Raw genomic sequence first — 24546 nt, 5'->3', positions numbered from 1 at the left:
CATGTCCCAGCCCCTCAAGAATGATCGCCTCCTGCGTGCCCAGCTGCGCGAGCCGGTGGATCGCCCGCCGATCTGGATCATGCGCCAGGCCGGGCGTTACCTGCCGGAATACCGCGAGACCCGCGCCCAGGCCGGTAGCTTCATGAGCCTGTGTCAGAACCCGGAGCTGGCCTGCGAGGTCACCATGCAGCCGCTGCGCCGTTTCCCTATGGATGCGGCGATCCTGTTCTCGGACATCCTGACGATTCCGGATGCAATGGGGTTGGGGCTGTATTTCGAGACGGGTGAGGGTCCGCGTTTCCGCGACCCCGTGCGCTCGCTCGAGGCGATCGAGAATCTGCCGGTGCCGGATCCGGAGCAGGAACTGCGCTACGTGATGGACGCCGTGCGCCTGATCCGCCGCGAGCTCAATGGCGAAGTGCCGCTGATCGGTTTTGCCGGCAGCCCGTGGACGCTGGCCACGTACATGGTCGAAGGCCAGGGCTCGCGCGACTTCGCCGAGACCAAGCGACTGATGTATGGCGAGCCGCAGGCGATGCATGCGCTGCTGCAGAAGGTCGCCGATGCGGTGACCGCATACCTGAATGCCCAGATTCGCGCCGGTGCGCAGTCGGTGATGGTGTTCGACACCTGGGGCGGCTCGCTGACGCCACGGGCCTACCGCGAATTCTCGCTGGCGTACATGCAGCGGATTGTCGATGGCCTGATCCGCGAGAACGATGGCCGCCGTGTGCCGGTTACGCTGTTCACCAAGGGGGGTGGGGCCTGGCTGGAATCGATGGCGGATACCGGGGCCGATGCCCTCGGCCTGGACTGGACGATTGAGCTTGCTGACGCCAGCGGCCGGGTGGGGGACCGGGTCGCCCTGCAGGGCAATCTCGACCCCTCCGTGCTGTATGCACCGGAGGCCGTGGTCCGCGAGGAGACGCGCCGGGTGCTGGATGGTTTCGACCGTGACACCGGGCATGTCTTCAATCTCGGCCATGGCATCCACCCCGGCATCGACCCCGAGCGCGTCGCCGCGATGGTGGACACGGTCACGAGCTACCGTCGCTAACGGCTGCCGCCCGGCGGTCGCCGGGGCGCGCGCTGCGTAGCTTGCGATGACGGCTTGCCGGGGGCTCGGCTCCCCGCTGCCTGTTTGCGCTCAGTCCGCCGCGGCGGACAACTCGGTGCTCTGCGCGGCATTCTCCAGCATCCGTTCTACCTCGTGGCGGGCCGCGCGCGGCATCGGACGGCCATCCACCGGGGACGGCGGCGCCTGGCGCATCCCGTCCAGCGGGAACACCGTCAACTCCACATCGGTATCGTCCGGGCCGCGAAACGCCAGGAACGGCATGCGTTGTTCGCGGCCCTGGCGGCTGCGGTAGCGGTGTTCCCCGGTTTCGCAGTGGATGCCGTGTTCGCCCAGTTCCAGGATGACTTCTTCGACCGTCTCCGCGAAGCCATGGAGGTTGATCAGCGGTTGTGATTCCACCAGCCCCTGCAGTAATGGCCCCACCAGGCGTGGTTCCAGATGTGCCAGACGTTCCATGACTACCAGCGCGGCCTGTAGTCGGCTGCGATAGGCTGCGCGGCTATCGGCGTTGGCGAACAGGCGGCTGCGTTCGATCGCGGCGTCCTGGATCTCGAGGTTGCCGGGCATCTCGTGGCGGGCATCCACGCCCAGGTGCTCGGCCGCCTTGCGCTTGGCGAGGCCGAAGTCGCGGATACCGTCATCCAGCATGATGCGGGCGGCCTCCTGGGCCAGCTCCTGGCGTACGCGTGACGGAGCGGGCATCAGAACACCAGTTCGGGTTGCTGAGCGCTGTCGCCGTTGTTGCTGTCCTCCGGGATGGCATGTCCGCGTTCGGGGATCTGCTGCGGCAGCAGCCAATGGTTACGTGCGCCCGGGGCGTCAGCGCTCGCGGCGCGGTGTCCATTGGGCAGGATCGCGACTCGCACCAGGTCATCCGGTCGTTCGACCGGCCGTTCCGGACGATCGGCGAGGACGCTGCCCATGAAGTGTGTCCAGATGGGCAGGGCGGCGCGGCCACCGCTCTCGCGCCGTCCGAGTTCGCGGTTGTCGTCAAAACCGATCCAGGCGGTTGCCACCAGCTCGGCGTTGAAACCAGCAAACCAGGCGTCGCGGTAGCTGTTGGTGGTGCCGGTCTTGCCGGCCAGGTCGGAACGCCCGAGTTCGAGCGCGCGCCGGCCGGTACCGGCGGTGATGACGCTGCGCAGCATGTCACTCATCTGCCAGGCAACACCGGGTTCGAGTACCGGTACCGGATCGGTGTACTGCAATGGGCCGCCGCTGGCCACCAGCGGCAGATCCTGGCCGGCCGGGTTTTCACAGGGGGCGCCGCAGGCCCGTTCCGCTGCTGCCTCGTACAGAATTTCGCCATCCACTGTCTCGATCCGGGCAATGATCCAGGGGCTGTTCAACTGGCCGCCGCTGGCAAAGACGCCATAGGCGTTATTCAGCTGCAGCGGGGTGAGGGTGCCGGTACCCAGGACCATGGACAGGTTGTTGGGCTGGGTGTCGAGCTCCAGCCCGAAGCGCTCGAGTTGTTCATGGACGTTCCCGGTGCCCAGGGCGTCCAGCAGCCGGATGGAGGCCAGGTTGCGGGAGTTGGCCAGGGCCTCGCGCAGCGTCGTTTCACCGTGGAATCGGCGGGTGTAATTCTGCGGCCGCCACTCCGCGCCCAGTGTGGGGTCATCAAATACCATGGGGGCATCGATGACTGTGCCGTCCGGCCGTTGGCCCTCGCGCAGTGCCATGGCGTAGACCAGCGGCTTGAACGCGGAGCCTGCCTGGCGCTGTGCCTGCGTGGTGTGGTCGTAACGATTGTCGAAGAAGTCAAAGCCGCCGGCCAGCGCGAGGATCGCGCCGTCTTCCGGGGCCTGGGCAATGACCGCGCCGGTCACCTCGGGCTTTTGTGCGAGGCGCCAGCGTCCGTCGGTGTGCGGTCGGATACGGATCACGGCGCCGGTTTCGAACTGCGGGGAGTCTGCCCATTCCATATCCTCCGGCAGGATGACTTGTTCGCCGATACGGCCGCCGTCCACACGCAGGGCCCCGTCTTCCGCGTGCTCGAGCACGACGGCAGGAAACAGCAGGCGCCCGTGCACCCCGATCGCGGTCAGGGCGTGTTCACGGGCCTCGGTATCGTGGAAGGTAGCGGCGGGCATCTGCAGTTCCGGGCCACGGAACCCGTGACGCTCATCGTATTCCAGCAGACCCTGGCGCAGGGCGTGGTTGGCGGCCTCCTGCTGGCGTGAGTCGATGGTGGTGTAGACCTGGAGCCCGCGGCGGTAGGCCTCGTCACCCCACAGGTTGACCACCATCTGGCGTGCCATCTCGGCAACCCAGTGGGCGTCGATGTCGGTGGCGGCGGTGTGGCGTTCCGACAGGACCGGCCGAGCCCGGGCGGCCTCGAATGCCTCTTCGTCGATGGCGCCGGTCTCGAGCATGCGCCGCAATACGTAGTTGCGCCGGATCTCGGCGCGCTGGGCGTTGGTGACCGGGTTGGTGGTCGATGGGGCCTTGGGCAAGGCCGCCAGCGTAGCGATCTCGTCCAGCTCCAGTTCATCCAGGGAGCGCCCGAAGTAGACTCGCGAGGCGGCTTCGATGCCGTAGGCGCGCTGCCCCAGGTAGATCTTGTTCAAGTACAGCTCGAGGATCTCGTCCTTGGTCATCTCCTGTTCCATGCGGATGGCCAGGAAGATCTCGCGCAGCTTGCGCTCGTAGGTGCGGTCGCGGGTCAGAAAGACATTCCGGGCGAGCTGCATGGTGATGGTGCTGCCACCCTGGGTGCGGTCGCCACCGGTGGAGACGACGTTCAGCGCGGCACGGGCCAGACCCACGATATCCACGCCGGGATGATCATAAAAACGTTCGTCCTCCGCAGCGATAAAGGCGTCCCGCACCTGCTGGGGGATGGAATCGATCGGCACGGGGGTGCGGCGTTCTTCCGCGAATTCGCCCATCAGGCGCCCGTCCGCGCTGCGTACCTGCAATGGCGTTTGCAGGCGCACCTCGCGTACCGCGTCTGCGTCGGGCAGGGTGGGCGCGTAATGGATGTAGAGCCCGGCCACGGCGATGGAAAGGCCAATCCCGGCTGCGAGGGCCAGGGCCAGCAGCGCGGTAACAATCTTTAGCAGGGGGGTCATGGCAGTAGAGATAGTGTGGCGAAGATGAGAAGTCGCTTTCAATGCAACTTGCAACCTTGAAGTCGCGGTGTATATTGTGAACGAGCTAGCATACTTAGGATGTAACGCTACCAGTTACATGCGCTGGGGTATACAGGGGGATGTGTGCTAAGTCTCGGAAAATCCAAATATGGCGTCCTGGGTGTTGATATCAGTTCGGCCGCCGTCAAGGTGCTGGAGCTGGCGCGGCAGGGCAAGGGATACCGGGTCGAAGCCTTTGCGGTCGAGCCCTTGCCCGACGGGGTCATGGTTGACAAGGTCTGTCAGGACACCGAGGCCGTAGGCAATGCCCTCGCCCGGGCGGTCAAGCGTTCCGGCACCCGACTGAAACACTGTGCGATGGCCGTTCCCTCGTCCGCGGTGATCACCAAGACCATCCAGATGTCCGCTGCGCTGGGCGATGCGGAACTCGAGGGCCAGGTCTTCGTGGAGGCGGATCAGTACATCCCCTACACGCTGGAAGAGGTCAATCTGGACTTTCAGGTCCTGGGCAAGAACGAGAAGAACCCGCAAATGGTCGACGTCCTGGTGGTTGCCTCGCGCCGCGAAAACGTCGATTCCCGGGTGGCGATTGCCGAGGCCGCAAAGCTGACCCCGGAGCTGGTGGATGTCGAGGCCTACGCCATCGAGCATACGGCGGCGCGCCTGATGGAGCAGGTCGCGGACCGCGAGAGCAAGCCGGTGGTGGCAGTGGTCGATGTCGGCGCCTCGGTAACCGCGGTCTACGTGGTCAGCCAGAGCGAGGGGGTGATCTACACCCGCGAGCAGAACTTCGGTGGGCGCATGCTCACCGAGGAGATCATGCGCCGCTACAGCATGAGCTATCAGGAGGCCGGTGCCGCCAAGATGAGTGGCGATCTGCCGGCTGACTACGCCAGCACTACCCTCGAGCCGTTCAAGCAGACCATGGTCGATCAGATCCAGCGCCTGCTGCAGTACTTCTACGTGACGCGCCCGCATGACACCATCGACCATATCCTGCTGGGTGGCGGTTGCGCGGCGATTCCTGGTGTCGACGAACTGCTCGAGCAGGCAGCGGGCACGCCCGTGTCCATTGCCAACCCGTTTCGCGGCATGGCGCTGGCCAAACGGGTCAATCAGGAACGCTTTGCCAATGACGCCCCGGCGCTGATGACGGCCTGTGGTCTGGCCCTGCGGGGGTATGCGTCATGATCAATATCAATCTGCTTCCCTGGCGTGAAAAGGCACGCGAACAGCGCCGCAAGCAGTTTTTCACCGCCGCCGGGGGGGCTGCGGTAGTCGGTGTCCTGCTGTCCTTTGCCGGCTACAGCTTCATCGGCGCGCTGATCGATCATCAACAATCGCGCAACCAGATGCTCGAACGCGAGATCCGCGAGCTGGATCGTCAGATCGCGCGTATCCGCGATCTCGACGAACAGCGCGAGGCCCTGATTGCGCGCATGGAGGTCATCCAGACTCTGCAGGCGCGTCGGCCCGAGGCCGTACATCTGTTTGATCAGCTGGTCGAGACCCTGCCGGACGGGACCTACCTCAGCGAGATCCGGCAGGAGGGCGAGAGTGTCCGTCTGGTGGGCCGTTCCGAGTCGAATACCCGGATCTCCGCGTTGATGCGACAGATCGACGCCTCGCCGTGGCTGGGCAGTTCCAACCTGCAGATCATCGAGACCCGCGAGGAGGGCCGTCTCCAGGTGCGTGATTTCCGACTGGATGCCACGCAGACTCGGCCGGAAGTCGAAGAGGGGGATTCCTGATGGACCTCAAGGAACTCAACCAGATCGATTTCAATAACATTGGTGAGGCCTCCTGGGGAGTCAAGGGCATCATCCTGGTCGTGATCGTTCTGCTCATACTGGGGCTGTCCTATTACCTGTTCATTGGCGATCAGCGCACCAGTCTGGAACGTGCCGAGAGCCGTGAGCTGCAACTGCGGGACGAGTTCGAGGACAAGCAGCAGCGGGCCGCCAATCTGGCGGCCTACGAGGACCAGCTGGAAGAAATGGAGCGCATGTTCGCCTCGCTGCTCGAGCTGCTGCCGAGCAGCGCCGAGATCCCGAGCCTGCTGGTGGATGTCTCGCAGACCGGACTTCAGGCCGGCCTCGAAATCGAGCTGTTCGAGCCGCGCGGCGAGACCCGGCGCGATTTCTACGCCGAGGTGCCGATTCGGCTGCGCGTGCGCGGCAACTACGAGGAACTTGCCGAGTTCGTCAGTGGGGTCTCGGCGTTACCGCGCGTGGTCACGATGCACAACATCCAGATCCGGCCCGGTGCTTCCGACCGAGACCTGCTGATGGACGCCGTCGCCCGTACCTACCGTTACCTGGAGGAGAATTGATGACGCCTTCTTCCAAGCGAACGGTCTGGCCCGGGCTCGCCGTGGTCCTGATCGGTGCGGCCCTGTTGACGGGCTGCACCCAGGACTCCCGCGATCTGGAACAGTACATCGCCGAGATCCATGAGCGTCCCGGCAGTGGTATCGAGCCGATCCCGACGCTGGTGCCGCACGAGCCGTATCGGTATCCGGGCCATACGCGGTCCCCGTTTGATTCCTCGGTCATCGCTCAGCCGGAACTGGCTGCGGCGGAAGGCCAGCCGGGTGACGCCGAGCTCGATCCTGACCGCCCGCGGGAATTCCTGGAAGGCTTCCCGCTGGATTCGCTGCGGATGGTCGGCTCCCTGGAACAGCACGGGGTGCGTTTTGCCCTGGTGCGGACGCCGGACCGCGGTATCCAGCGTGTGACCGAGGGGAACTACATGGGGCAGAACCACGGCGAAATCGTCGAGATCACGCCCACCCGGATTCATTTGGTCGAGGTGGTTCCGGATGCCTTCGGTGGTCATGTGGAACGCGAGAGTTCGCTGGCGCTGACCGACTAGGGCAGGAAGAAAATGATCACGAGCATTCGCCGCAAGATCGGCATAACCAACAGGGGATTCAACATGGGCTCTTCCATGCGCGCTTTTGCAGGCACCGTCGTGGCCGGCCTGCTGTTCATGGTGTCCCAGGGGGTCGGCGCCACCGAGCTGGAAGAGATTCGGGCCGGCAGCTTGAGTGGTGACCGGGTACAGGTCAACCTGCGTTTCTCGGATGGCCCGCCCGCGGACGTGCGCGCATTCGCGATCGACTCTCCCCCCCGGATCGCGCTGGACCTGCCGGAGGTGGGCAATGCCCTGCCACAACGCGAAACCGATCTGAACGTGGGCCCGATCCTGCGCGCCAGTGCAGTCGAGGCGGGTGATCGTACCCGTGTGGTTCTGAATCTGACCCGGGCGTCCGAGTACACGACGCGTGTCGAGGGCAATAACCTGATCCTCACCCTGGGTGGCGGTGTGTCCGAGGCGGATGCGGAAGTGGACCAGGTGGTCGAGCGCGTTGGCGCGACCCCGACCACCTCGCGCAGCGCGCGCCCGCTGGAGATTACCGGTATCGATTTTCGCCGCGGCGCGGAAGGAGAAGGCCGCGTGGAGATCGATCTTTCCCGTTCCGGGGCCGAGGTCGACGTGCGCGAACAGGCCGGACGCATCGAGATGACCTTCCCGCGTGCCATGATCGACGAGCAGCTCGAGCGCCGCCTGGACGTTGTCGATTTCGCCACGCCGGTGCACACCATCGATACCGTCGCCGAGCGCAACCGGGTCCGTCTGGAGGTCGAGGCGCGCGGTGAATATGAAATCCTGTCGTATCAGAGTGACCGCCAGTTCGTGCTCGAGGTCGCGCCAATCTCCGAGGCCGAGCGCCGCGCCCGTGCAGAGGAAGAAGAGGAGTATCAGGGCGAGCGCCTGTCACTGAACTTCCAGGACATCGAAGTGCGGTCCGTGTTGCAGTTGCTGGCCGATTTCACCGACCTGAATATCGTCGTCAGTGACACCGTGGGTGGCAACATTACCCTGCGCCTGAATAATGTCCCGTGGGATCAGGCGCTGGATATCATTCTGCAGGCTCGTGGCCTCGACAAGCGCATGCAGGGCAATGTGCTTTATGTGGCACCCAGTCAGGAAATCGCTGCGCGCGAGCGTCAGGAAATGGAGGCCCAGCGCGACCGCCAGGAACTGGAGCCCCTGCGCACGGAGTTCGTGCAGATCAACTTCGCCCAGGCCGAGCAGATCGCGTCCCTGATTCGTGGTGACGAGGCGGGTCAGTTCCTCTCCGAGCGCGGCAGCATCACCATCGATAGCCGGACCAATACCCTGCTGGTCCAGGATACCCAGAGTCGCATCGAAGACGTGCGGCGCCTGGTGTCCACGCTGGATGTGCCGGTACAGCAGGTCCTGATCGAGACCCGGATTGTCATTGCGGAGGACACCTTCAATCGGGAACTGGGTGCGCGTTTTGGCATCAGTGGAACGCGTGGGACTGACCGGAGAACCCAGCTCGGGGTGAGTGGTTCCCTGGAAGGTGCCAGTACCGCGCGGGCCTCCACCACGGGTGGCCTGGGTGGTGTGGCCCTCGGTAATCGGTTGAACAGCTCTCTGCCGGCCGGGGGCGATGCTGGCCAGGCGGGTCTGAGCATCCTGCGCAGTGGCGTCTTGCTGGACCTCGAACTTTCGGCCCTGCAGGTGGAGGGACGCGGCGAGATTATTTCCAGTCCACGGGTCATTACGGCCAATGGTCAGACGGCGGTCATCAAGCAGGGTGAGGAGATTCCCTATCAGGAAGCGACGGCCTCTGGTGCAACCTCGACCCGATTCATCGAGGCGGTGCTCTCCACTGAAGTGACACCGCAGATTACGCCCAACGGGAACGTGATTCTCGATATCAACGTCACGAAGGATGAACCCAGCCAGCGTGTGGTTCTGGGTGTGCCGGGGATCAACAAGCGCGAGGTCGAGACCCAGGTCTTCGTCGGGAATGGCGAAACCGTGGTACTGGGCGGTGTTTACGAGATCGACAGCCGTACCAACCTGGAGAAGGTGCCTTTCTTTGGCGACATCCCGTTCCTCGGCAATTTCTTCCGCAACCGCTCCACGGAGAATGCCAAGGCCGAGCTGCTGATCTTCGTGACGCCGCGTGTGCTCGATTGAGCGCACGTGAAACCCCGGCGGTCGTACCCACCGGGAATGGATCCGAACAGCCGGGGCCAGCCCCGGCTTTTCTTTGTCGGGCCCAGCCAGTAGCCTTGCCCCCATGCAGAACATCGTACTGGTAGGCCCCATGGGGGCCGGCAAGAGCACAATTGGTCGCGGTCTGGCCGGGCTGCTGCGGCGTCCCTTCTTCGACACCGATCAGGAGATTCAGCGCCGTACCGGTGTGGATATCCCGACCATCTTCGAGTTCGAGGGGGAAGCGGGGTTTCGCAAGCGCGAGACGGCGATGCTGCAGTCCCTGCTGGAACGGGAGGGGGCGGTGATCGCAACGGGGGGCGGCATCGTGGAGCGTCCGGAGAACCGGGACCTGTTGCGCGGGCAGTTCGTGATCTACCTGCGCGTACCGGTCGAGGAGCAATTTCGGCGCACCCACCGCAACCGCAACCGCAAACGCCCCTTGCTGACCGAGACCGCCGATCCCCGGGCCCGGTTGCAGGAGCTGTTCGAGGCCCGCGATCCTCTTTACCAGGAGGTGGCGAACCTGACCCTCGAGGGAAAGGGCCGGCGTGTACGCGACGCGGTCAAGGGGGTTTGTTCGGCCCTGCAGATACAGCGCCCCGACCTTTGCCAGACGCGCCCCTGAGTGTCTGTCAGTGGCGGGTGTTGCCTCCCCCCTCGGGCATGAACATACCCGCCCGGGATGGCGTTGGGCGGCGCCCGTGTGCGGCGTGATGGAATTGCAGGCGCCAGCCTGCATCCTGTCGGCGCCAGGTCTGACTGATGAGGATGGACCCGGTCGGGGCTACATCTCCCGGCCGGGTGATGGCCTCTTCGATCACCAGGCTGATGACCTCCCCGATTTCCTGCCGTCCGACCAGCTTCGGTTCGATCCCGATATTCAGCTCCCGCGCGAAGACCAGCAGCCAGCTCTCCATGACCTCCGCCACGCCGCGGTGCGCGCGCGGGCTGCCCGGATGAATACAGACGATGTCGGGGCGTTCTGCCCATAGCGCCATCATCTGTTCGATGTCGGCGGCGCGGAAGGCGGCGTAATAGGCCGTGAGGCAGCGGTCGCTGTCTGTGGACATCAGTGTATCCCTCCGGACGGGAATTCCGGGTCGGGGTCCGGGTCCGGACTGGCGTGGTGCAGGACCATGCGCCAACTTTCGCCGTCGTGCCGGTAGCCATTGGTGGCCAGCATGACGCCGCGGCGCTCCCCGTGGACGTACAGGTTCTCGCGCAGCATATGCAGGACCACGTCCTGTCCCGCGATCGCGGTGACCTGACTGCGATGTACGATCACACCGCGCATCCCCGGAAGGATATCGTCCCAGCTGTCGAGAATCACATCGGTTCCCTGCAGACGCTCCCCGCCGGGATGGATGCACACGCATTCCGTGCTGTCGTCCCAGATTGCGCGCATGGCATCGGCATCACCGGCCTGAAAGGCTTCGTAGAAGGCGGCTTCGACGGAATCGGGGGAGGGGAAGATGACCATGGGCGAGGACGTTCCTGAACACAGGGGGCCATTGTCGCAGGCCGGGCCGGTCCTGACGAATGCGGTCTGTCGGGGTTGGGCGAAACTCGCGGCCGTGATGGAGACGTGGCCAAAAGACCATTCTCCTGCACCCGCCGCCGGTCCGTCCCCGATCCGGCGGGCCCCGAGGGCGTGACCCCGCGATCCGGAACGGCCAGAATGACCCGTCCTCTACCCTCAGGAGTTCGTATGGCGCGTATTCTCGCCACTGGCATTGTCACGCTCGATCATACCCTCGATGTGGCCAGCTACCCGCCAGAAGATAGCGAAATCCGGGCCCTGGCGAGTACCACGCAACCGGGGGGCAATGCGACCAATACCGCCACAATCCTGGCGCAGTTCGGTCATCGGTCCGGCCTGGCTGCGGTGATCGCAGAGGGTGCTGCCGGCGATGCCCTGGGCGACCGCCTGGAAGACCTGGGGCTGGAACTGGGGGCCTGCGTGCGACGCCCGGGGGGCACCCCGACTTCTTGCATCCTGCGTTCCCGGGAAACCGGGAGCCGCACCATTGTCCATCACCGTGATCTGCCGGAACTGTCTGCAAACGACCTGACGGGCGTCCCGTGGGCCGAATACGACTGGTTGCACTTCGAGGGGCGCAATCCCGCCGAGCTGGCCCGAATCCTGGCCGATGCGCGCGCCGAGATCGTGGACCAGCCACTCTCGCTGGAGCTGGAGAAGCCGCGGCCGGGCCTGGACGCCTGTTTGCCGTATGCCGACGTGATCATGCTCTCGCGCGCATGGGCCGCGACTATCGCAGATACTCCGGAGGCCGCGGTGACGGCCCTTGCAGAGCGCTTCCCGGATCGCATCTTCACGGTAACGGCGGGGGGCGCCGGGGCCTGGCTGGCGGCGCGCGGTGCACTGCATCACTGTGCGCCGACGTCGGGGTTGCGGATCGTCGACAGCGTGGGGGCGGGCGATACCTTCAATGCTGGCCTGATCCATGCCCTGGTGTCCGGGAACCCGCCGGAGCAGGCCCTGGGCAGCGCGGTGCGGCTGGCCGAGCGCAAGCTCGAGCAGACCGGGTTTGCGGGGCTGGGGACGGCCGGGTTCTGAACGGGCAGGGCGGTGCCGGTGCGAGCCGTGGTCCTGGAACCGAAGGCGCGGCTCAGGCCTCTTCGCCGAAGCGGTCTCCGACCAGTTCGGTGAGGGCGTCGAGCGCCTCTTGTGCATCCGCGCCTTCGGTGGTGATGGTGACCTCGCTGCCCTGAGCGGCGGCCAGCATCATCACGCCCATGATGCTCTTGCCGTTCACTTCCTGCTGGTTGCGGGACACGGTTACGTCCGCAGCATACTGGCTGGCCAGCCCCACGAACTTGGCGGCCGCGCGTGCATGCATCCCCAGACGGTTAACGATGGGGACTACGCGCTGCGGCATCGCTGCACTCCTGGTCGCAGAGAAGGATTCCGTCGTGTCCGCCGGACAGGGCCTTGTTGACCAGCTCGGTCAGCGGCAGGTGCTGGTAGTTGAGTACGCGGACAAGCATCGGCAGGTTGATGCCGGCGATCACGCGCGCGTTGGCGCCGCGGGCCACACGGCTGGCGACGTTGGATGGGGTGGAGCCGAACATGTCCGTCAGGATCAGTACCCCGGAGCCACTGTCCAGGGTGGTCAGCCGTTCGCGGGCGCGCGCCAGAATGACGTCGGGATCATCGTTCTGGGTCATCGCCATGGACTCGCAGTCATCGGGCAGGCCGCCCAGCATGCTTTGAGCGGTCTGCAACAGGGTATCGCCCAGATTTTGATGCGTGATCAGGATGAGACCAACGCCCATGGATCGGCTCCGATTACGGGTTCCTGGAGGGCTTTCTGCCCGCGGTTGCTGACTATTGCTTGCCCAGTTCGCGGTGGCGGATGCTAACAGTAACATGTTCCCGCCCGCGCCACGCCTCCGCCAGGCGTTCGACCAGATAAACCGAACGGTGGCGGCCGCCGGTGCAGCCTATGGAGACGGTCACGTAGCTGCGATGGTCTTCCAGCAGGCGTGGCAGCCATTGTTCGAGATAGCCCTGGATGCTGCCGAACATCGCCGCGACCTCGGTATGTCGATCGAGAAAATCGCAAACCGGCTGGTCGCGGCCGGTCAGGCTGGACAGGGCGCGTTCGTAGTGGGGGTTGGGGAGGCAGCGCACGTCGAAGACAAAGTCGGAATCCATCGGCGCGCCATGCTTGAAGCCGAAGGACTGAAACAACAGGGACAGCTCATGCTCGCCGTGACCGCCCATGCGGTCGCGCAAGGTGCGCGCCAGATCGTGCATCGAAAGACGCGAGGTATCCACGGTCAGGTCGGCCTCGGCCGCTACGTGACCCAGCCATTTGCGCTCGTGTTCGATGGCCTCCACCAGCGGCAGCCCGTCCCGCGCCAGCGGGTGGCGCCGCCGAGTCAGGTGATAACGGCGCAGCAGGACCTCGCTGGCCGCCTGCAGGAACAGGACCTCGACCTGGTGACCGTCCGCGCGCAGCACGCGTAACAGATCGCCAAAGCCGCGCAGGGCTTCCAGGCCCGAGCGTACGTCCACGCCCACGGCGAGATGGCGGTCGCCTTCGGTATCGTAATGGCCGTTGCGGACCTGTTCGATCAGGTCCTGCAGCAAGGGCAGCGGCAGGTTGTCTACGCAGAAGTAGCCGGCATCTTCGAGGGTATGCAGGGCGACGGTCTTGCCGGAGCCGGACAGGCCACTGACGATCAACAGACGCACGGGGTGTTCAGCTCTCCGGGTCCGGGTGGGTAACGGTCGTTGTGGGGGCGGCGTGATGGTAGAGCGGTTCTCCTGCTGCGCCGCTCATCTGGCGGCGCTGGCGTGCCCGCAGGTCGTCGCCGGCGATGTAGCCCTGCATATGCAGCATGTGGTTGCGCACCGCGGCCTCGATCATCACCGCGATGTTGCGTCCGGGGGCGATCGGCAGGCTGATCAGCGGGATGCGCAGGCCGAGGATGTTGATCTCGCCGCGGCGGCCGTTCAGGCGATCGTCGGGTACCGGTGAGGGTTCGCCATGATCGCGCAGGTCGATGATCAGGCGCAGGTACTTGCCGCTCTTGATCGCCGAATCGCCATACATTGCGCGGATGTTGAGCACGCCCAGACCGCGGACCTCGAGCAGGTCCTGGAGCAGGGCCGGGCAATGCCCGCGTACGATATCCGGGGCGATGCGCGCGAACTCCGGGGCATCGTCGGCGATCAGGCGGTGCCCGCGAGAGACCAGTTCCAGGGCCACTTCGCTCTTGCCGACGCTGGAGGCCCCGCTGATGAGTACCCCGATCCCGAGGATCTCCATGAATACGCCGTGGCGGACCTCGAAGTGCGCCAGACGCTGTTGCAGGAAGTAGCGCAGCAGCGCAATGATTTCGTGACTGCTGGTGCTGGAGCACAGGATTAGTGGCAGCTCTGCCTGCGGGGCTGCGGGCATGTCCGCGAACGGGCAGGTGTCTTCTGCAAAGATCACGGCGGTAGTGCCGGCGCGAGACATCTCGAGAATCAGGTCGAGCCGTTGCTGCGGGTTCAGGCTGTCGATGTAGCGGGCCTCGAAGTCCCCGATGACCTGGATACGGTTGGGGCGGATCAGGTTGAGGTGACCGGCCAGCGGCAGGTCGTCGCCGTCCGTCCCGACCAGTTTGCGCTCGGGCGCGCTGTGTTCGCCGTGTACAAAGCGCAGATCCAGACGACTGCCCATCGCCCGGATCAGGCTGTCTACGGTGATGTCGCGGGCGATCCCGCCTTCCCCCAGGGCCTCGTTCATGGCCGGTTCTGGAGGACACTGGCCGGGGCCACAAGGTGGCGGGTTCGACGCAGTTTGCCAGTCACGGGCTCAGCCTTGGCCGAAGCTGTGGACGAGCCCCTGTTCCAGTGCCGGGACATCTCCGGCCCGGCGCAGGGTGGCGATGGTATCCGGCCGGGACAGGCCACGGGCCAGCTGGGCCAGCAGTTCCAGGTGGTCGCTGGTCGCGTCTTCCGGGACGAGAAGCGCGATCAGGATATCCACGGGCTCGTGGTCAATGGCATCGAAATCCACCCCACGGTCCAGGCGCAGCACGGCGACGCGGGGGGCGTCCAGGCCGGCGAGGCGGCCATGGGGAATCGCAACCCCATGGCCCAACCCGGTGGAGCCCAGCTTTTCGCGGGCGGACAGGGCCTCGAAGATCGCACCGCTGCCCGGTTCCGCGGTATCACCGCCGCTGGCGAGGAGGGCCGCAAGGGTTTCCAGCGCCCGCTTCTGGCTGGAGCATTCGGGCTCCAGACGGATGCGTTCGGCAGTGATCAGCTCGGCGATCGACATGGATCAGGAGGCCTGCTCGCGGTTGCGCTGGGCGCCCTCGGCGCGGTGATGATCCTTGATTTTCTCCTTGTGCTTGATCAGCTGGCGATCGACCTTGTCGATCAGTCCGTCGATGGCCGCGTACATGTCCTCGTGGGAGGCCTCGGCGTGGATATGGTTGCCGCTGACCTGCAGATTCGCCTCGGCCTTGTTGTGCTGGGTCTGATTCTTCTCGTGGGTCAGCACGACGTGCACGTCGATGACCTTGTCGAAGTGGCGTTCCAGCTTCGCGAACTTCTCGTTGACGTAATCGCGCAGGGCGTCGGTGAGGTCCACATGGTGGCCGGTCAGGTTGATCTGCATATTCAAGACTCCTTGGTTACTTGTTGCCGGTGGGCATGGAAGCCATCTGCCGGCGTTCGCTGGATGAGGGTATGTGCATGGCCTCGCGGTATTTGGCCACGGTGCGTCGTGCGACGTTGATGCCCCGGTCCGCGAGAATCTGCGCGAGCCGGGCGTCACTGAGCGGTTTGGTCGGTGGTTCGTCGCCGATCAATTCGCGAATCATGGCACGGATGGCCGTGGCGGAACACTCGCCACCATCCTGGGTGCCGACGTGGCTGGAGAAAAAATACTTGAATTCGAACACTCCGCGTGGGGTGTGCATGTACTTTTGTGTGGTGACGCGGGAGATGGTCGACTCGTGCATCTCCAGGGTCTCCGCGATATCGCGCAGGATCAGTGGCTGCATCGCGACCTCGCCGTGCTCGAAAAAGCCCTGCTGGCGCCGGACGATGGCCTCGGCGACGCGCAGGAGGGTGTCGTTGCGGCTGTGCAGGCTCTTCAGGAACCAGCGTGCCTCCTGCAGCTGGTCGCGCATGAATGCGCTGTCACGGGCGTCCGAGACCTGGCGCACCATGCCGGCGTAGAGGTCGTTGATGCGGATGCGCGGGGCGATCTCCGGGTTCAGCTCCACCCGCCAGCCGTCGTGGTCGTGACGGACATAGACATCCGGGGCCACGTATTCCGAGGTATTGCTGCTGATCTGGGCGCCCGGGCGCGGGTTCAGGGTGCGGATCAGGTCCAGTGCCTGCGCGAGTTCATCCGGGTCGCGCACCCCCGATTGACGCTGCAGGGCCTTGTAGTCGCGCTTGCCGAGGCTGTCCATGCCATGTTCCAGGATGGCGCGCGCGGCGTCGCGGGCAGGGGCGTCGGGAGCCAGTTCGCGCAACTGGATCTCCAGGCATTCCCGCAGATCGCGGGCGCCTACGCCAAGTGGGTCGCACTGCTGAATCCAGTGCAGCACGGCCTCGATCTCGTCAATGCCGACGGGTTCGTCTTCCCCGCGGCTGATGGTCTCGGCGAAGGTTTCGAGGTCGCCCTCGAGGTAGCCATCCGGGCTGATTGCGTCGATCAGGGCCGCACCGATGCGCTGGTCGCGCGGGGTCAGGTGGCTCAGGTGCAGTTGCCAGAGCAGGTGATCCTGCAGGCCCTCCCCGTCATCGTCGCTGGTGTTTTCCAGCGGGTCACGGTCGTCGACGCCCTTGGGGGCGGGGGGCGGTTCGTAGATGTCATCCCAGCGACTGTCGGTGGTCAGTTCCTCGGGAATGACGTCGTCATGGGTTGTGGTGGCCTCCAGGCGGTCGCCTTCGACAATCTCGCTCTCGGCAGCAGCGGACTCGTGGGCCGCGTTGGCGTCGTCGTCCTCCACCTGTTCGAGCATGGGGTTGCTTTCCAGCGCCTGCTGGATCTCCGCCTGCAGCTCCAGGGTCGAGAGTTGCAGCAGCCGGATGGCCTGCTGCAATTGCGGGGTCATCGTGAGCGTTTGACCCAGCTGCAGATTAAGGCCGGGTTTCAGCATCGTGTGTAGGGGGTCTGAGTGACCATGACTGGAATCCTAAGGAAACGCTGATGAATGTGCACGCTCGTCGCCTCTACATGCCTTTCCGGAGACGCTGATTGAATCGCACATCCGCGCTCGGGTCGTTTTTGCGTGCGTTCAATGCGCGGTGACTGCCGTGCAGTCACTCTGCATAAGGGAGCCGCAACCCGGTGCGTATCCATGAATCCAGCGACAGCGGCCGAGCGGAACCACCGCCCGCTGCGCGACACGCCGGGTCCCGGGGAGTCTGAGGCGCTAACGCGAGTGCGAGCATTCGCTGGTGTGTCCTTGCTGCCTGGCCCGTGGCTTGTGTCGTGGCCGGCGGGCGCGTGGGTCGGCATCACAGCCGGAAGTTCTCGCCGAGATAGACGCGGCGCACCTTGGGGTTGTCCAGCAGTTCTTCCGGTGTCCCGGCGGCCAGCAGACGCCCCTCGCTCAGAATATAGGCCCTGTGGCAGATGCCGAGCGTCTCGCGCACGTTGTGGTCGGAAATCAGCACCCCGATGCCGCGGGCGGCAAGGTGGCCGATCACGGCCTGGATATCGCCCACCGAGATGGGGTCGACCCCGGCAAAGGGCTCGTCCAGGCAGATAAAGCGCGGGTCCCCGGCCAGGGCGCGGGCGATCTCGGCACGCCGGCGTTCGCCGCCGGACAGCGCAATCCCGGGACTGTGGCGTACGGTTTCCAGCTGGAATTCCTCGATCAGTTCGTCGCCAATGCGGCGGCGTTCGAGTCGGCTCAGTTCGGGGCGCAGCTCCAGTACCGCCTGCAGGTTGTTCCATACGCTCAGGCGCCGGAAGATCGAGGCCTCCTGCGGCAGGTAGCCAAGGCCGGCACGGGCGCGTACATGGATGGGGGCGCGCGTGATGTCATATTCGCCCAGGGTGATGCGGCCGGCGTTGGGACGGATCAGTCCCACCAGGCTGTAGAAACAGGTGGTCTTGCCGGCGCCATTCGGGCCCAGTAGGCCGACCACTTCTCCGGGAGCCAGATCGACATCCACGCGGTCCAGTACTGTGCGCTGGCCATAGCGTTTGGTCAGTTCGCGTCCGCACAGGCGGCCATCCGCGGGTATGCTGGTGGGGGGGGGAGGCGTGGCGTTCATTCCTGGTTGCGCGGCTGGATGGTGATGCGCACGCGATCGCCTTCGCCATCGCCGCGCTCGGCCTCGATCACGTCGGTCGCGAGGTCGTAGGTGATACGTCTTCCGCGTGCCTCCTCACCGGGGGTCGCCACATGGGCCTGTTCGGTGAGGATCAGGCGGTCTGCATTCAGCAGGTAGTCGATGCGGAGCGCGGTAGCGGTGCGCGTGGCGCCCGTTTCCGGATCCGGGGCCTTCAGGCGCGCAGGATTGCCGTGCGCCTCCATTTCATAGGGCCGCCGGTCGCGGGTACGCACGTAGAGGGTATCGGCCTCCAGGGTCATGTCCCCGCGGGTCACGATGACATCGCCGGTGTAGGTTCCGACGCCCTGGCGGTCGTCCATCTCCGCGCGATCTGCCGTGATCTCCACCGGCAAAGCCGCGGTGGGATTCATCTGCGCGGCTGTCGGTGCGGCGAGCAGGGCCAGCCACAGGCCGGTCACCACGACGGAGATGGCGGAGCGGGGCCGGCGACCGGGGCGGCTGCAGGCCTGGCCGGTCTGTCCCGAATGCGACAGGCTTCTAGGGGTCAACATGTTACGGGTGGCCCTCCTCGCTCGTCTCGCTGTAGAGCGAGTACACGTCATTCAACAGCTCTATGGTATCCGCTTGCGAGTCCACGCGCAGGCCAGTGCCACGCTGGAACAGGCCCGGCTGGGTCAGGGTCGAGAACGCCTGCGAGGTCGCGACCATGGTATCGGTGGCGATGCGGACATCGCTGGATTCGATCACGGTTTCCACGCGGTCCTCGAGGGCTGGTTGCCGACCGTGGGTAGGTCCTACGGTGTCGAGGGTCTGCGCGGACGGGCGGTGCAGTGCGGCGGGTGCGGTCCAGTGCCAGTCGATCGTGCCCTCGGCGTAGAGATCCAGCACGGGGTCATCGATCCACTGCGGGCCGTCGCGTCCGAATTCGCGCAGGCGCGTGCCGCGCAGGCGGTGGGTGGGCTGGCCGTCGGCGTCGGTCGTATGCAGGGTGAAGCCGTCGATCTGCAGGGTCAGCGCATCCGTGGGCATGGCGATGACGGCCGGGGGTTCCTCGGCCTGCACCGGGCCCGCGAGCGTGGCCAGGGTGGCGAGGCCGGTAATGAGCAGGCGGCGCAATGGTCTGTTCATCCTTTCAGGTAGGTGTCGAGCAGTGCATCCAGTCGGCCCTGCGCGGCCAGCAGCATCTCGCAGGCCTCGCGCACGGCCCCGCGGCCGCCGCCGGCGGCGGTCACCCATTGCGCGTGCTGGCGCACCAGTGGGTGGGCGTCGGCTACGGCGATCCCCAGCCCGACACGCTGCATCGCCGGCAGGTCGACGATGTCGTCACCCATGAAGGCGGCTGCGGCCGGGTCATGCCCGGTGCGCTGCAGCAGTTCGTGCAGCGCCGCGCCCTTGTCGCGCCGACCCTGGATCAGGTGTTCCACGCCCAGGTCGCGCATGCGGTGTTCGACCACGCCGGAGGTGCGGCCGGTGAGGATGGCGATGTCGATACCGCCGTCCAGGGCCAGGCGGATACCGTGACCGTCGCGGCTGTTGAAGGCCTTGTACTGCTCGCCGGCATCCCCCAGGAACAGGCTGCCGTCGGTGAGCACGCCGTCCACGTCCAGGATCAGCAGGCGCACGGCCTGCTGGCGGGTATTCAGGGTGGTCGCGTCGAGGTTCATCAGGCCACCCCTGCGCGCAGCAGATCGTGCATGTTGATGACGCCGACCAGGCGCTGGTCGGCGTCGGTGACGGGCAGGGCGTTGATACGGCGGCTCTCCATGGTCTCGAGGGCCGTGACCGCCAGCCAGTCGGGCTGCGCGGTGTGACCGCCGGTCGTCATCGCCTCGCCGATGGTCAGGCCATCCAGGCTGTGTCCGGCGTCCAGGGTGCGGCGCAGATCGCCATCGGTGAACACGCCCTGGATGCGCTCGTCGTCGCCGGCCACGATGACCAGCCCGAGACCCTTGCGGGTGATCTCGAACAGGGCATCCTTCAGTGCGGCGCCCGGCCCGATGCTCGGGATCGCGCTGCCGGTGTGCATGATATCGGCGACGTGTACCAGCAGCCGGCGCCCGAGGCGGCCGCCGGGGTGCGAGCGGGCGAAGTCGTTGGCGGTAAAGCCGCGAGCGTCCAGTACCGCCACGGCGAGGGCATCGCCCATCGCCAGTGCGGCGGTCGTGCTCGAAGTGGGGGCCAAGCCCAGCGGGCAGGCCTCGCGTTCGACGCTAACGTCCAGATGCACGGTGGCATCGGTGGCCAGGCGCGAGCCGGGGTTGCCGGTCATCGCGATCAGCGGGACGCCTAGGCGCCGGATCAGCGGCAGGATGGTCAGGATCTCGTCGGTCTCGCCGGAGTTCGACAGCGCAATGACGACATCCTCGCGGGTGATCATGCCCAGATCGCCGTGGCTGGCCTCGCCCGGGTGCACGAAGAATGCCGGGGTGCCGGTGGAGGCGAGGGTCGCGGCCAGCTTGCTGCCGATATGGCCGGACTTGCCCATGCCGGTGACGATCACGCGGCCCGTGCACTCGAGGATGCGCCGGCAGGCCTCGAGAAAGCCTGCGTCGATGCGCTGGCCGAGATTGCGCACGGCCTCGGCCTCGTCATTGAGGACGGCCAGTGCCAGGTTGCGGGTGGTTTCGGGGTTGAAGTTCATGCCGTTGCCGTAATTCCCAAATGGACAAGGTAGCCCGCGAAGGCCGTGAGGAGAAGGGCACCCTGCCAGCGCAGGACCTGCCCGCGCCGGCCCAGGGCGATCAGAAACAGGACCACCGTCAGTGCCAGCATTACCGGATAGTCGCGTGTCAGGACCTCGGCGTCGATTGCCAGTGGTGCGATCAGGGCCGGTACCGCCAGCACGGCCAGCAGGTTGAACAGGTTGGACCCGACCACGTTGCCAATGGCCAGCCCGGCCTCGCGGCGGAACGCGGCGACCACCGAGGTCGCGAGTTCGGGCAGGCTGGTTCCGATGGCGACAACTGTCAGACCGATGATCAGGTCGCTCACCCCCAGATGTGCGGCGATCTCCACCGCACCCCAGACCAGCATCTGGCTGCTGGCCAGCAGGAACAGCAGGCCCAGGACCAGCCACGCCACTGCCGAACCCGTTCGGGGCGTGTCCGGGATGGTCTCGATCATGCCGCGCACCACTGCCGGGGTGTCGTCTCCGGGCGGCGGTGCGCGGCTGGCGCTGAACGCCATCCAGGCGGTGAGGGCTGTCAGGCCGGCCAGCAGGGCCGCCCCCTCCAGCCGCCCCAGTTCGCCATTGGCCAGCAATAGCAGCACGCCGAAACTGACCAGCAGCAGGATCGGGAGTTCGCGCCGCACCATGCCGTGGCCGATGGCCAGGGGCGCGACCAGTGCGGCGGCACCCAGCACCAGGGCGATATTGGCAATGTTCGAGCCGATGGCATTCCCGACCGCCAGACCCGGGTTGCCCTGCAGGCTGGCGAGCACCGAGACGACGATCTCCGGGGACGATGTGCCGAAGGCGACGATGGTCAGGCCGATGACCAGCGGGCTGACCCCGACGCCCCGGGCGAAGGCGGAGGCCCCGAACACAAAGCGGTCCGCGCTCCAGGTCAGCAGGATCAGGCCACCAATGATCGCGGCAATGGGTAGTGCCATGGGGCAGACGGGTCCCGGGACGGTCAGGCCGCGATTGTAGCGGATCGGGGCACGGTTTCAGGGGCGCAGGCGTTCCAGGCACTCGGCGGTGTTGACCCGAGGGGTCCAGCCGAGCTGCTCGCGGGCGCGGGCGCAGTCCAGCACCAGAGGGCCATCCAGGCCGCGGACCCATCCGGGATCGCCGGCGCCGGCGCTCAGCCGCCAGGCCAGAGGGTGCAGCCCGCGGACCAGCCCGAGCGGGACCGGAATGCCCCAGCGACGCTGGTGCCGGGCCATGGCACGCAGTGTCCAGGCCGGTTCCGCCCCCAGGTTGAAGACCCCTGTTTTCCGCGTAATGACGCTACGCACGATGGCAGCGGCGGCATCCTCTTCCCACAGGATCTGCACCGGCTGCTCCGCTCCGGCGGGATACAGCCGTCCGCGGGCAATGCGCAGCAGCAATGGATGCGCATGCGGGCCCACGATGGCGGGGGGACGCAGGATGGTCACGCGGCATTCGGTATGGTCACGGCCAACGGCCAGCAGGGCCTGTTCCACCGTTACCTTGTCCTCGGCATAGGGGAAGCGGGGGCGTGTCGGGGCGTCTTCGGTCAGCGGTTGCGGGCTGTCCGGCCAGGGGCCGTAGACGGCGGCACTGGACAGGAATATCAGGTGGCGGATGCCGGCGGCCACGGCGGTGCGGAAGACCCGTTCGCTCACGGCCACGTTCTGCTGGCGGACCCAGGCCCGGTCATGCCGCCGGCGTCCGCCATGGCCCCCCATCAGCTGGAAGGCGAGATGGATCAGGGTGTCCGCCGTGGCCAGATCCGCGGTCTCGACCTGGCTCAGGTCCAGGATGCGGGCGCTGTAGTGCGCACCAGCATCCAGGGCGGGCGGCGTCGGGGGGGACCGGTCGAGGGCGTGGATCTCCCGGATCTCGGGAGTGCGCGCAAGGGCGGGCAGCAGCGCCTGCCCAAGGCGCCCCGCGGCGCCGGTCACGATGACGCGCATGGACTAGGTGGCGACGCGGGCGGGCGGGGCGACAGGGTCGGAGAAGGCCGGCATGACCTCCTCGGCAAAACACTGCATGGATTCCAGGGCCAGTTCGTGGGGTACGGCCCCGGCGCCAAAGGCCAGCAGGACCTGATCGACGCCGGCCGCGCGCAGGTTTTCGATGCGCTCGCGACACTCCGCGGGTGTGCCGACCAGTGTCATGCCCAGCATGTCGAGGATCTTCAGGTTGATCCCGGCCTTGACCAGATGGCGGAAGCGGCCCAGCGAACGGTAATAGTCGTAGCCCTCGATCAGGCGTTCCAGCACCGGCAGGGTCTGCTGGAACATGTGACGGTAGAACCACTCGAAGGCGGGTTTCGCCTCGCGCCGGGCGCGCTTGCCATCCGGCAGGCACAGCACTCCGAGGGTCATCCCGACGCGCCGCGGGTGGGCGATGTCGGTGCGCGCGGCGTCCCGCGCCTCGTGGTACAGGCGGATGTCCTCGCGGATCATCTGCCAGGGCTTGAACGGCCCCGCCAGCGCGCCGATGCCCTGCTCGGCGGCCCAGGTGAAGGATTCCGGGCTGACCGCGGCGGTCCAGATCGGCGGATGCGGGGCCTGCACCGGACGCGGCATCACGGGGACATCATCCAGATGATGAAACGGGCCGTCCTGCGTGATGCGGCCGCTGGCGAAGGCCTGGCGCAGTGCGTCCAGGCCGGCGTCGACCCGGGCACGGGACTCGCTCATCTCGGCCCCGAATGTGGCATATTCGCGCGGCGAAAAGCCGCGCCCGATGCCCAGATCCAGGCGCCCGCCGGAGAGCTGGTCCAGCATGCCGACCCGCTGGGCCACCCGCAGCGGGTGGTGGTAGGGCAGCGGGACCACGCCCAGGCCCAGGCGCAGGCGTTCGGTGCGCTGGCTGGCGGCGGCCAGCACCAGATCCGGCGCGGTACTGTGGGAGAATTCCGGCATCAGGTGGTGTTCCACCAGCCAGGCGGTGCCAAAGCCCAGGTGGTCGGCCCGCTCCCACAGGCGCAGGGTGTTCTCCAGCACCTCCGATTCGGAGGTCTGCAGGAAGTCCGGCACCGAGAGTTCATGGAACAGATCAAAGCGCATGGCGCCAACTGTGCCGCGCACCCGGATGCGATACAAGCGACCCGGACCGCGGTTGTGGGGACAACGGAGGACAGATGACCCAGGCAGCAACAACATCGCCCCGCTTGCAGGCTGCCGGCGTGGCCGCGCCCGGTGAAGACTGGTGGGAGGGCTTCTTTCCCGAAGACCTGCCGCAGGACTGGCAGCTGGAGTACTACACCCACCACTACAGTCGGTTGCTGCTGCCAGCTGCGGTCTGGACTGCGCCCGATCCGGTATTCGGGGACTGGTCCGAGGCGGTTCCGGCCAGGCTGCGGCTGACCCTCGAGTGGCCGCAGGTGCTCGCGCCGGAGGCGGGTGCCCGCCAGGCGGCGGCACTGGCGGCCGCCGTTGGCGAGGGGCTGCGGGCGGTTGCGCCAGGTCCGATGGCCCCGGAACAGGTAACGGCGATCCGGGCGGCTCTGGGTGGGGTCGGGCTCGAACGGGTGGTGGTGTATGGCGCCGGTGAGCCGCGGTCGGTGGCGCGGGCAGTGACGGCCTCGTTCCATGCCGCGCCGGGTACGGCGGGCGGCGGGGCGTGGCAGGTCCTGCCGGAAGACGGCCTGGATGCGCCCGGATGGCGCGAGCTGGTCGAGGCCCTGGCCCGAGCGCAAGCCCCGGACCCGGCAGGCGGGGGTGGCGAGATCCCGGTGTTTCTGCGAGTGCGGCCGGAGCGGCTTTCCGACTTTCGCACCATTGCCACGTTACTGGGGGCGTGATGATCAAGGGAGACGCTGATCGGGGGAGGCACCAACCCCACAAGCCAGTGAAAGCAGGGGCTTGGCCGCCCGTTGTTGATCAAGCACGGGCGCGCGCACGGCGTT

Annotated in this window: 28 protein-coding genes; 9 read left to right on the top strand and 19 right to left on the bottom strand. The window is 66.4% G+C overall.

Annotated elements, in window-relative coordinates; all coding sequences use genetic code 11:
- Nucleotide 1: 1 nt before the first annotated feature.
- Entirely contained in the window at nucleotides 2-1057 is a 1056-nt protein-coding gene (gene hemE, locus G332_RS0110470) for a uroporphyrinogen decarboxylase (protein ID WP_019626951.1), read from the top strand.
- Nucleotides 1058-1147: 90 nt separating this feature from the next.
- Here hemE and G332_RS0110465 read toward each other — a convergent pair whose 3' ends face one another.
- Both G332_RS0110465 and G332_RS0110460 read right to left on the bottom strand, forming a co-directional pair.
- Nucleotides 1148-1780, bottom strand: a complete 633-nt coding sequence (locus G332_RS0110465) for a hypothetical protein (protein ID WP_019626950.1) — start codon at nucleotides 1778-1780, stop codon at nucleotides 1148-1150.
- Nucleotides 1780-4155 carry a penicillin-binding protein 1A gene (locus tag G332_RS0110460; RefSeq protein WP_019626949.1) on the bottom strand — a complete coding sequence of 792 codons (2376 nt, stop codon included), beginning with the start codon at nucleotides 4153-4155 and terminating at the stop codon, nucleotides 1780-1782. The genes G332_RS0110465 and G332_RS0110460 overlap by 1 nt, the downstream gene beginning before the upstream one ends.
- A 144-nt stretch (nucleotides 4156-4299) precedes the next feature.
- Here G332_RS0110460 and G332_RS0110455 point away from each other — a divergent pair, with 144 nt between their 5' ends.
- The 6 genes from G332_RS0110455 to G332_RS0110430 all read left to right on the top strand — a co-directional run bounded on the left by G332_RS0110455 (nucleotide 4300) and on the right by G332_RS0110430 (nucleotide 9841).
- Nucleotides 4300-5367 (top strand): pilus assembly protein PilM, encoded by a 1068-nt coding sequence (locus tag G332_RS0110455; protein WP_019626948.1) that lies wholly within the window; start codon nucleotides 4300-4302, stop codon nucleotides 5365-5367.
- A complete protein-coding gene (locus tag G332_RS0110450; protein WP_019626947.1) occupies nucleotides 5364-5927 on the top strand; it encodes a PilN domain-containing protein in 564 nt (187 codons plus the stop codon). Before G332_RS0110455 ends, G332_RS0110450 begins: the two co-directional genes overlap by 4 nt.
- Nucleotides 5927-6508 (top strand): type 4a pilus biogenesis protein PilO, encoded by a 582-nt coding sequence (locus G332_RS0110445; protein ID WP_019626946.1) that lies wholly within the window; start codon nucleotides 5927-5929, stop codon nucleotides 6506-6508. Before G332_RS0110450 ends, G332_RS0110445 begins: the two co-directional genes overlap by 1 nt.
- On the top strand, nucleotides 6508-7050 hold the full coding sequence (locus G332_RS0110440) for a pilus assembly protein PilP (protein WP_019626945.1): 543 nt from the start codon (nucleotides 6508-6510) through the stop codon (nucleotides 7048-7050). The genes G332_RS0110445 and G332_RS0110440 overlap by 1 nt, the downstream gene beginning before the upstream one ends.
- 12 nt (nucleotides 7051-7062) lie before the next feature.
- Nucleotides 7063-9195, top strand: a complete 2133-nt coding sequence (gene pilQ, locus G332_RS0110435) for a type IV pilus secretin PilQ (protein ID WP_019626944.1) — start codon at nucleotides 7063-7065, stop codon at nucleotides 9193-9195.
- Between the two features lie 103 nt (nucleotides 9196-9298).
- Entirely contained in the window at nucleotides 9299-9841 is a 543-nt protein-coding gene (locus G332_RS0110430) for a shikimate kinase (protein ID WP_019626943.1), read from the top strand.
- Nucleotides 9842-9848: 7 nt separating this feature from the next.
- Here the strand turns inward: G332_RS0110430 and G332_RS0110425 are convergent, their stop codons facing one another.
- Together G332_RS0110425 and G332_RS0110420 are read right to left on the bottom strand one after the other, a co-directional pair.
- Nucleotides 9849-10286: a nuclear transport factor 2 family protein gene (locus G332_RS0110425; RefSeq protein WP_019626942.1), complete on the bottom strand. Its 438-nt coding sequence runs from the start codon at nucleotides 10284-10286 to the stop codon at nucleotides 9849-9851.
- Nucleotides 10286-10696 (bottom strand): nuclear transport factor 2 family protein, encoded by a 411-nt coding sequence (locus tag G332_RS0110420; RefSeq protein ID WP_019626941.1) that lies wholly within the window; start codon nucleotides 10694-10696, stop codon nucleotides 10286-10288. Before G332_RS0110420 ends, G332_RS0110425 begins: the two co-directional genes overlap by 1 nt.
- Before the next feature lie 228 nt (nucleotides 10697-10924).
- Between G332_RS0110420 and G332_RS0110415 the strand changes: the two genes are divergently transcribed.
- Nucleotides 10925-11794: a PfkB family carbohydrate kinase gene (locus G332_RS0110415; protein WP_019626940.1), complete on the top strand. Its 870-nt coding sequence runs from the start codon at nucleotides 10925-10927 to the stop codon at nucleotides 11792-11794.
- Nucleotides 11795-11846: 52 nt separating this feature from the next.
- Here G332_RS0110415 and G332_RS0110410 read toward each other — a convergent pair whose 3' ends face one another.
- From G332_RS0110410 to G332_RS0110340, 15 genes are all read right to left on the bottom strand, one after another.
- On the bottom strand, nucleotides 11847-12116 hold the full coding sequence (locus tag G332_RS0110410) for an HPr family phosphocarrier protein (RefSeq protein ID WP_019626939.1): 270 nt from the start codon (nucleotides 12114-12116) through the stop codon (nucleotides 11847-11849).
- Entirely contained in the window at nucleotides 12088-12513 is a 426-nt protein-coding gene (locus tag G332_RS0110405; RefSeq protein WP_019626938.1) for a PTS sugar transporter subunit IIA, read from the bottom strand. The genes G332_RS0110410 and G332_RS0110405 overlap by 29 nt, the downstream gene beginning before the upstream one ends.
- A gap of 52 nt (nucleotides 12514-12565) precedes the next feature.
- Nucleotides 12566-13438 carry an RNase adapter RapZ gene (gene rapZ / locus G332_RS0110400; protein ID WP_019626937.1) on the bottom strand — a complete coding sequence of 291 codons (873 nt, stop codon included), beginning with the start codon at nucleotides 13436-13438 and terminating at the stop codon, nucleotides 12566-12568.
- A 7-nt stretch (nucleotides 13439-13445) separates the two neighbouring features.
- On the bottom strand, nucleotides 13446-14477 hold the full coding sequence (gene hprK / locus G332_RS0110395; RefSeq protein ID WP_019626936.1) for an HPr(Ser) kinase/phosphatase: 1032 nt from the start codon (nucleotides 14475-14477) through the stop codon (nucleotides 13446-13448).
- 69 nt (nucleotides 14478-14546) lie between these two features.
- Nucleotides 14547-15014: a PTS sugar transporter subunit IIA gene (locus tag G332_RS0110390; protein ID WP_019626935.1), complete on the bottom strand. Its 468-nt coding sequence runs from the start codon at nucleotides 15012-15014 to the stop codon at nucleotides 14547-14549.
- A 3-nt stretch (nucleotides 15015-15017) separates the two neighbouring features.
- Nucleotides 15018-15356 carry a ribosome hibernation-promoting factor, HPF/YfiA family gene (hpf, locus tag G332_RS0110385; protein ID WP_019626934.1) on the bottom strand — a complete coding sequence of 113 codons (339 nt, stop codon included), beginning with the start codon at nucleotides 15354-15356 and terminating at the stop codon, nucleotides 15018-15020.
- 16 nt (nucleotides 15357-15372) lie between these two features.
- Complete coding sequence (locus G332_RS0110380) at nucleotides 15373-16854, bottom strand: RNA polymerase factor sigma-54 (RefSeq protein WP_019626933.1); 1482 nt, start codon at nucleotides 16852-16854, stop codon at nucleotides 15373-15375.
- 361 nt (nucleotides 16855-17215) lie between these two features.
- Complete coding sequence (gene lptB, locus G332_RS0110375; RefSeq protein ID WP_019626932.1) at nucleotides 17216-17980, bottom strand: LPS export ABC transporter ATP-binding protein; 765 nt, start codon at nucleotides 17978-17980, stop codon at nucleotides 17216-17218.
- Complete coding sequence (lptA, locus tag G332_RS0110370) at nucleotides 17977-18549, bottom strand: lipopolysaccharide transport periplasmic protein LptA (protein WP_369699374.1); 573 nt, start codon at nucleotides 18547-18549, stop codon at nucleotides 17977-17979. Before lptA ends, lptB begins: the two co-directional genes overlap by 4 nt.
- 4 nt (nucleotides 18550-18553) lie before the next feature.
- The gene (gene lptC / locus G332_RS0110365) at nucleotides 18554-19129 is read right to left on the bottom strand and encodes an LPS export ABC transporter periplasmic protein LptC (protein ID WP_051080550.1); all 576 of its coding nucleotides are present in this window, start codon (nucleotides 19127-19129) and stop codon (nucleotides 18554-18556) included.
- Nucleotides 19126-19665 carry a 3-deoxy-manno-octulosonate-8-phosphatase KdsC gene (kdsC, locus tag G332_RS0110360; protein WP_019626929.1) on the bottom strand — a complete coding sequence of 180 codons (540 nt, stop codon included), beginning with the start codon at nucleotides 19663-19665 and terminating at the stop codon, nucleotides 19126-19128. The genes lptC and kdsC overlap by 4 nt, the downstream gene beginning before the upstream one ends.
- On the bottom strand, nucleotides 19665-20642 hold the full coding sequence (locus tag G332_RS0110355; protein ID WP_019626928.1) for a KpsF/GutQ family sugar-phosphate isomerase: 978 nt from the start codon (nucleotides 20640-20642) through the stop codon (nucleotides 19665-19667). The genes kdsC and G332_RS0110355 overlap by 1 nt, the downstream gene beginning before the upstream one ends.
- The gene (locus G332_RS0110350; RefSeq protein WP_019626927.1) at nucleotides 20639-21613 is read right to left on the bottom strand and encodes a calcium/sodium antiporter; all 975 of its coding nucleotides are present in this window, start codon (nucleotides 21611-21613) and stop codon (nucleotides 20639-20641) included. Before G332_RS0110350 ends, G332_RS0110355 begins: the two co-directional genes overlap by 4 nt.
- Nucleotides 21614-21670: 57 nt before the next feature.
- Nucleotides 21671-22603, bottom strand: a complete 933-nt coding sequence (locus tag G332_RS0110345; protein ID WP_019626926.1) for an NAD-dependent epimerase/dehydratase family protein — start codon at nucleotides 22601-22603, stop codon at nucleotides 21671-21673.
- Nucleotides 22604-22606: 3 nt separating this feature from the next.
- Complete coding sequence (locus G332_RS0110340; RefSeq protein WP_019626925.1) at nucleotides 22607-23704, bottom strand: LLM class flavin-dependent oxidoreductase; 1098 nt, start codon at nucleotides 23702-23704, stop codon at nucleotides 22607-22609.
- A 74-nt stretch (nucleotides 23705-23778) separates the two neighbouring features.
- On the opposite strand from G332_RS0110340, the gene G332_RS0110335 reads away from it, so the two are divergent.
- Entirely contained in the window at nucleotides 23779-24441 is a 663-nt protein-coding gene (locus tag G332_RS0110335; protein WP_019626924.1) for a hypothetical protein, read from the top strand.
- The last annotated feature ends 105 nt before the right edge of the window (nucleotides 24442-24546 follow it).

It is taken from the genome of Thioalkalivibrio sp. ALJT (genome assembly GCF_000381825.1).
GTDB lineage: Bacteria > Pseudomonadota > Gammaproteobacteria > Ectothiorhodospirales > Ectothiorhodospiraceae > Thioalkalivibrio.
Note: the sequence above shows the minus strand (reverse complement) of the source record. Positions and strands in the feature narration are given on the sequence as shown.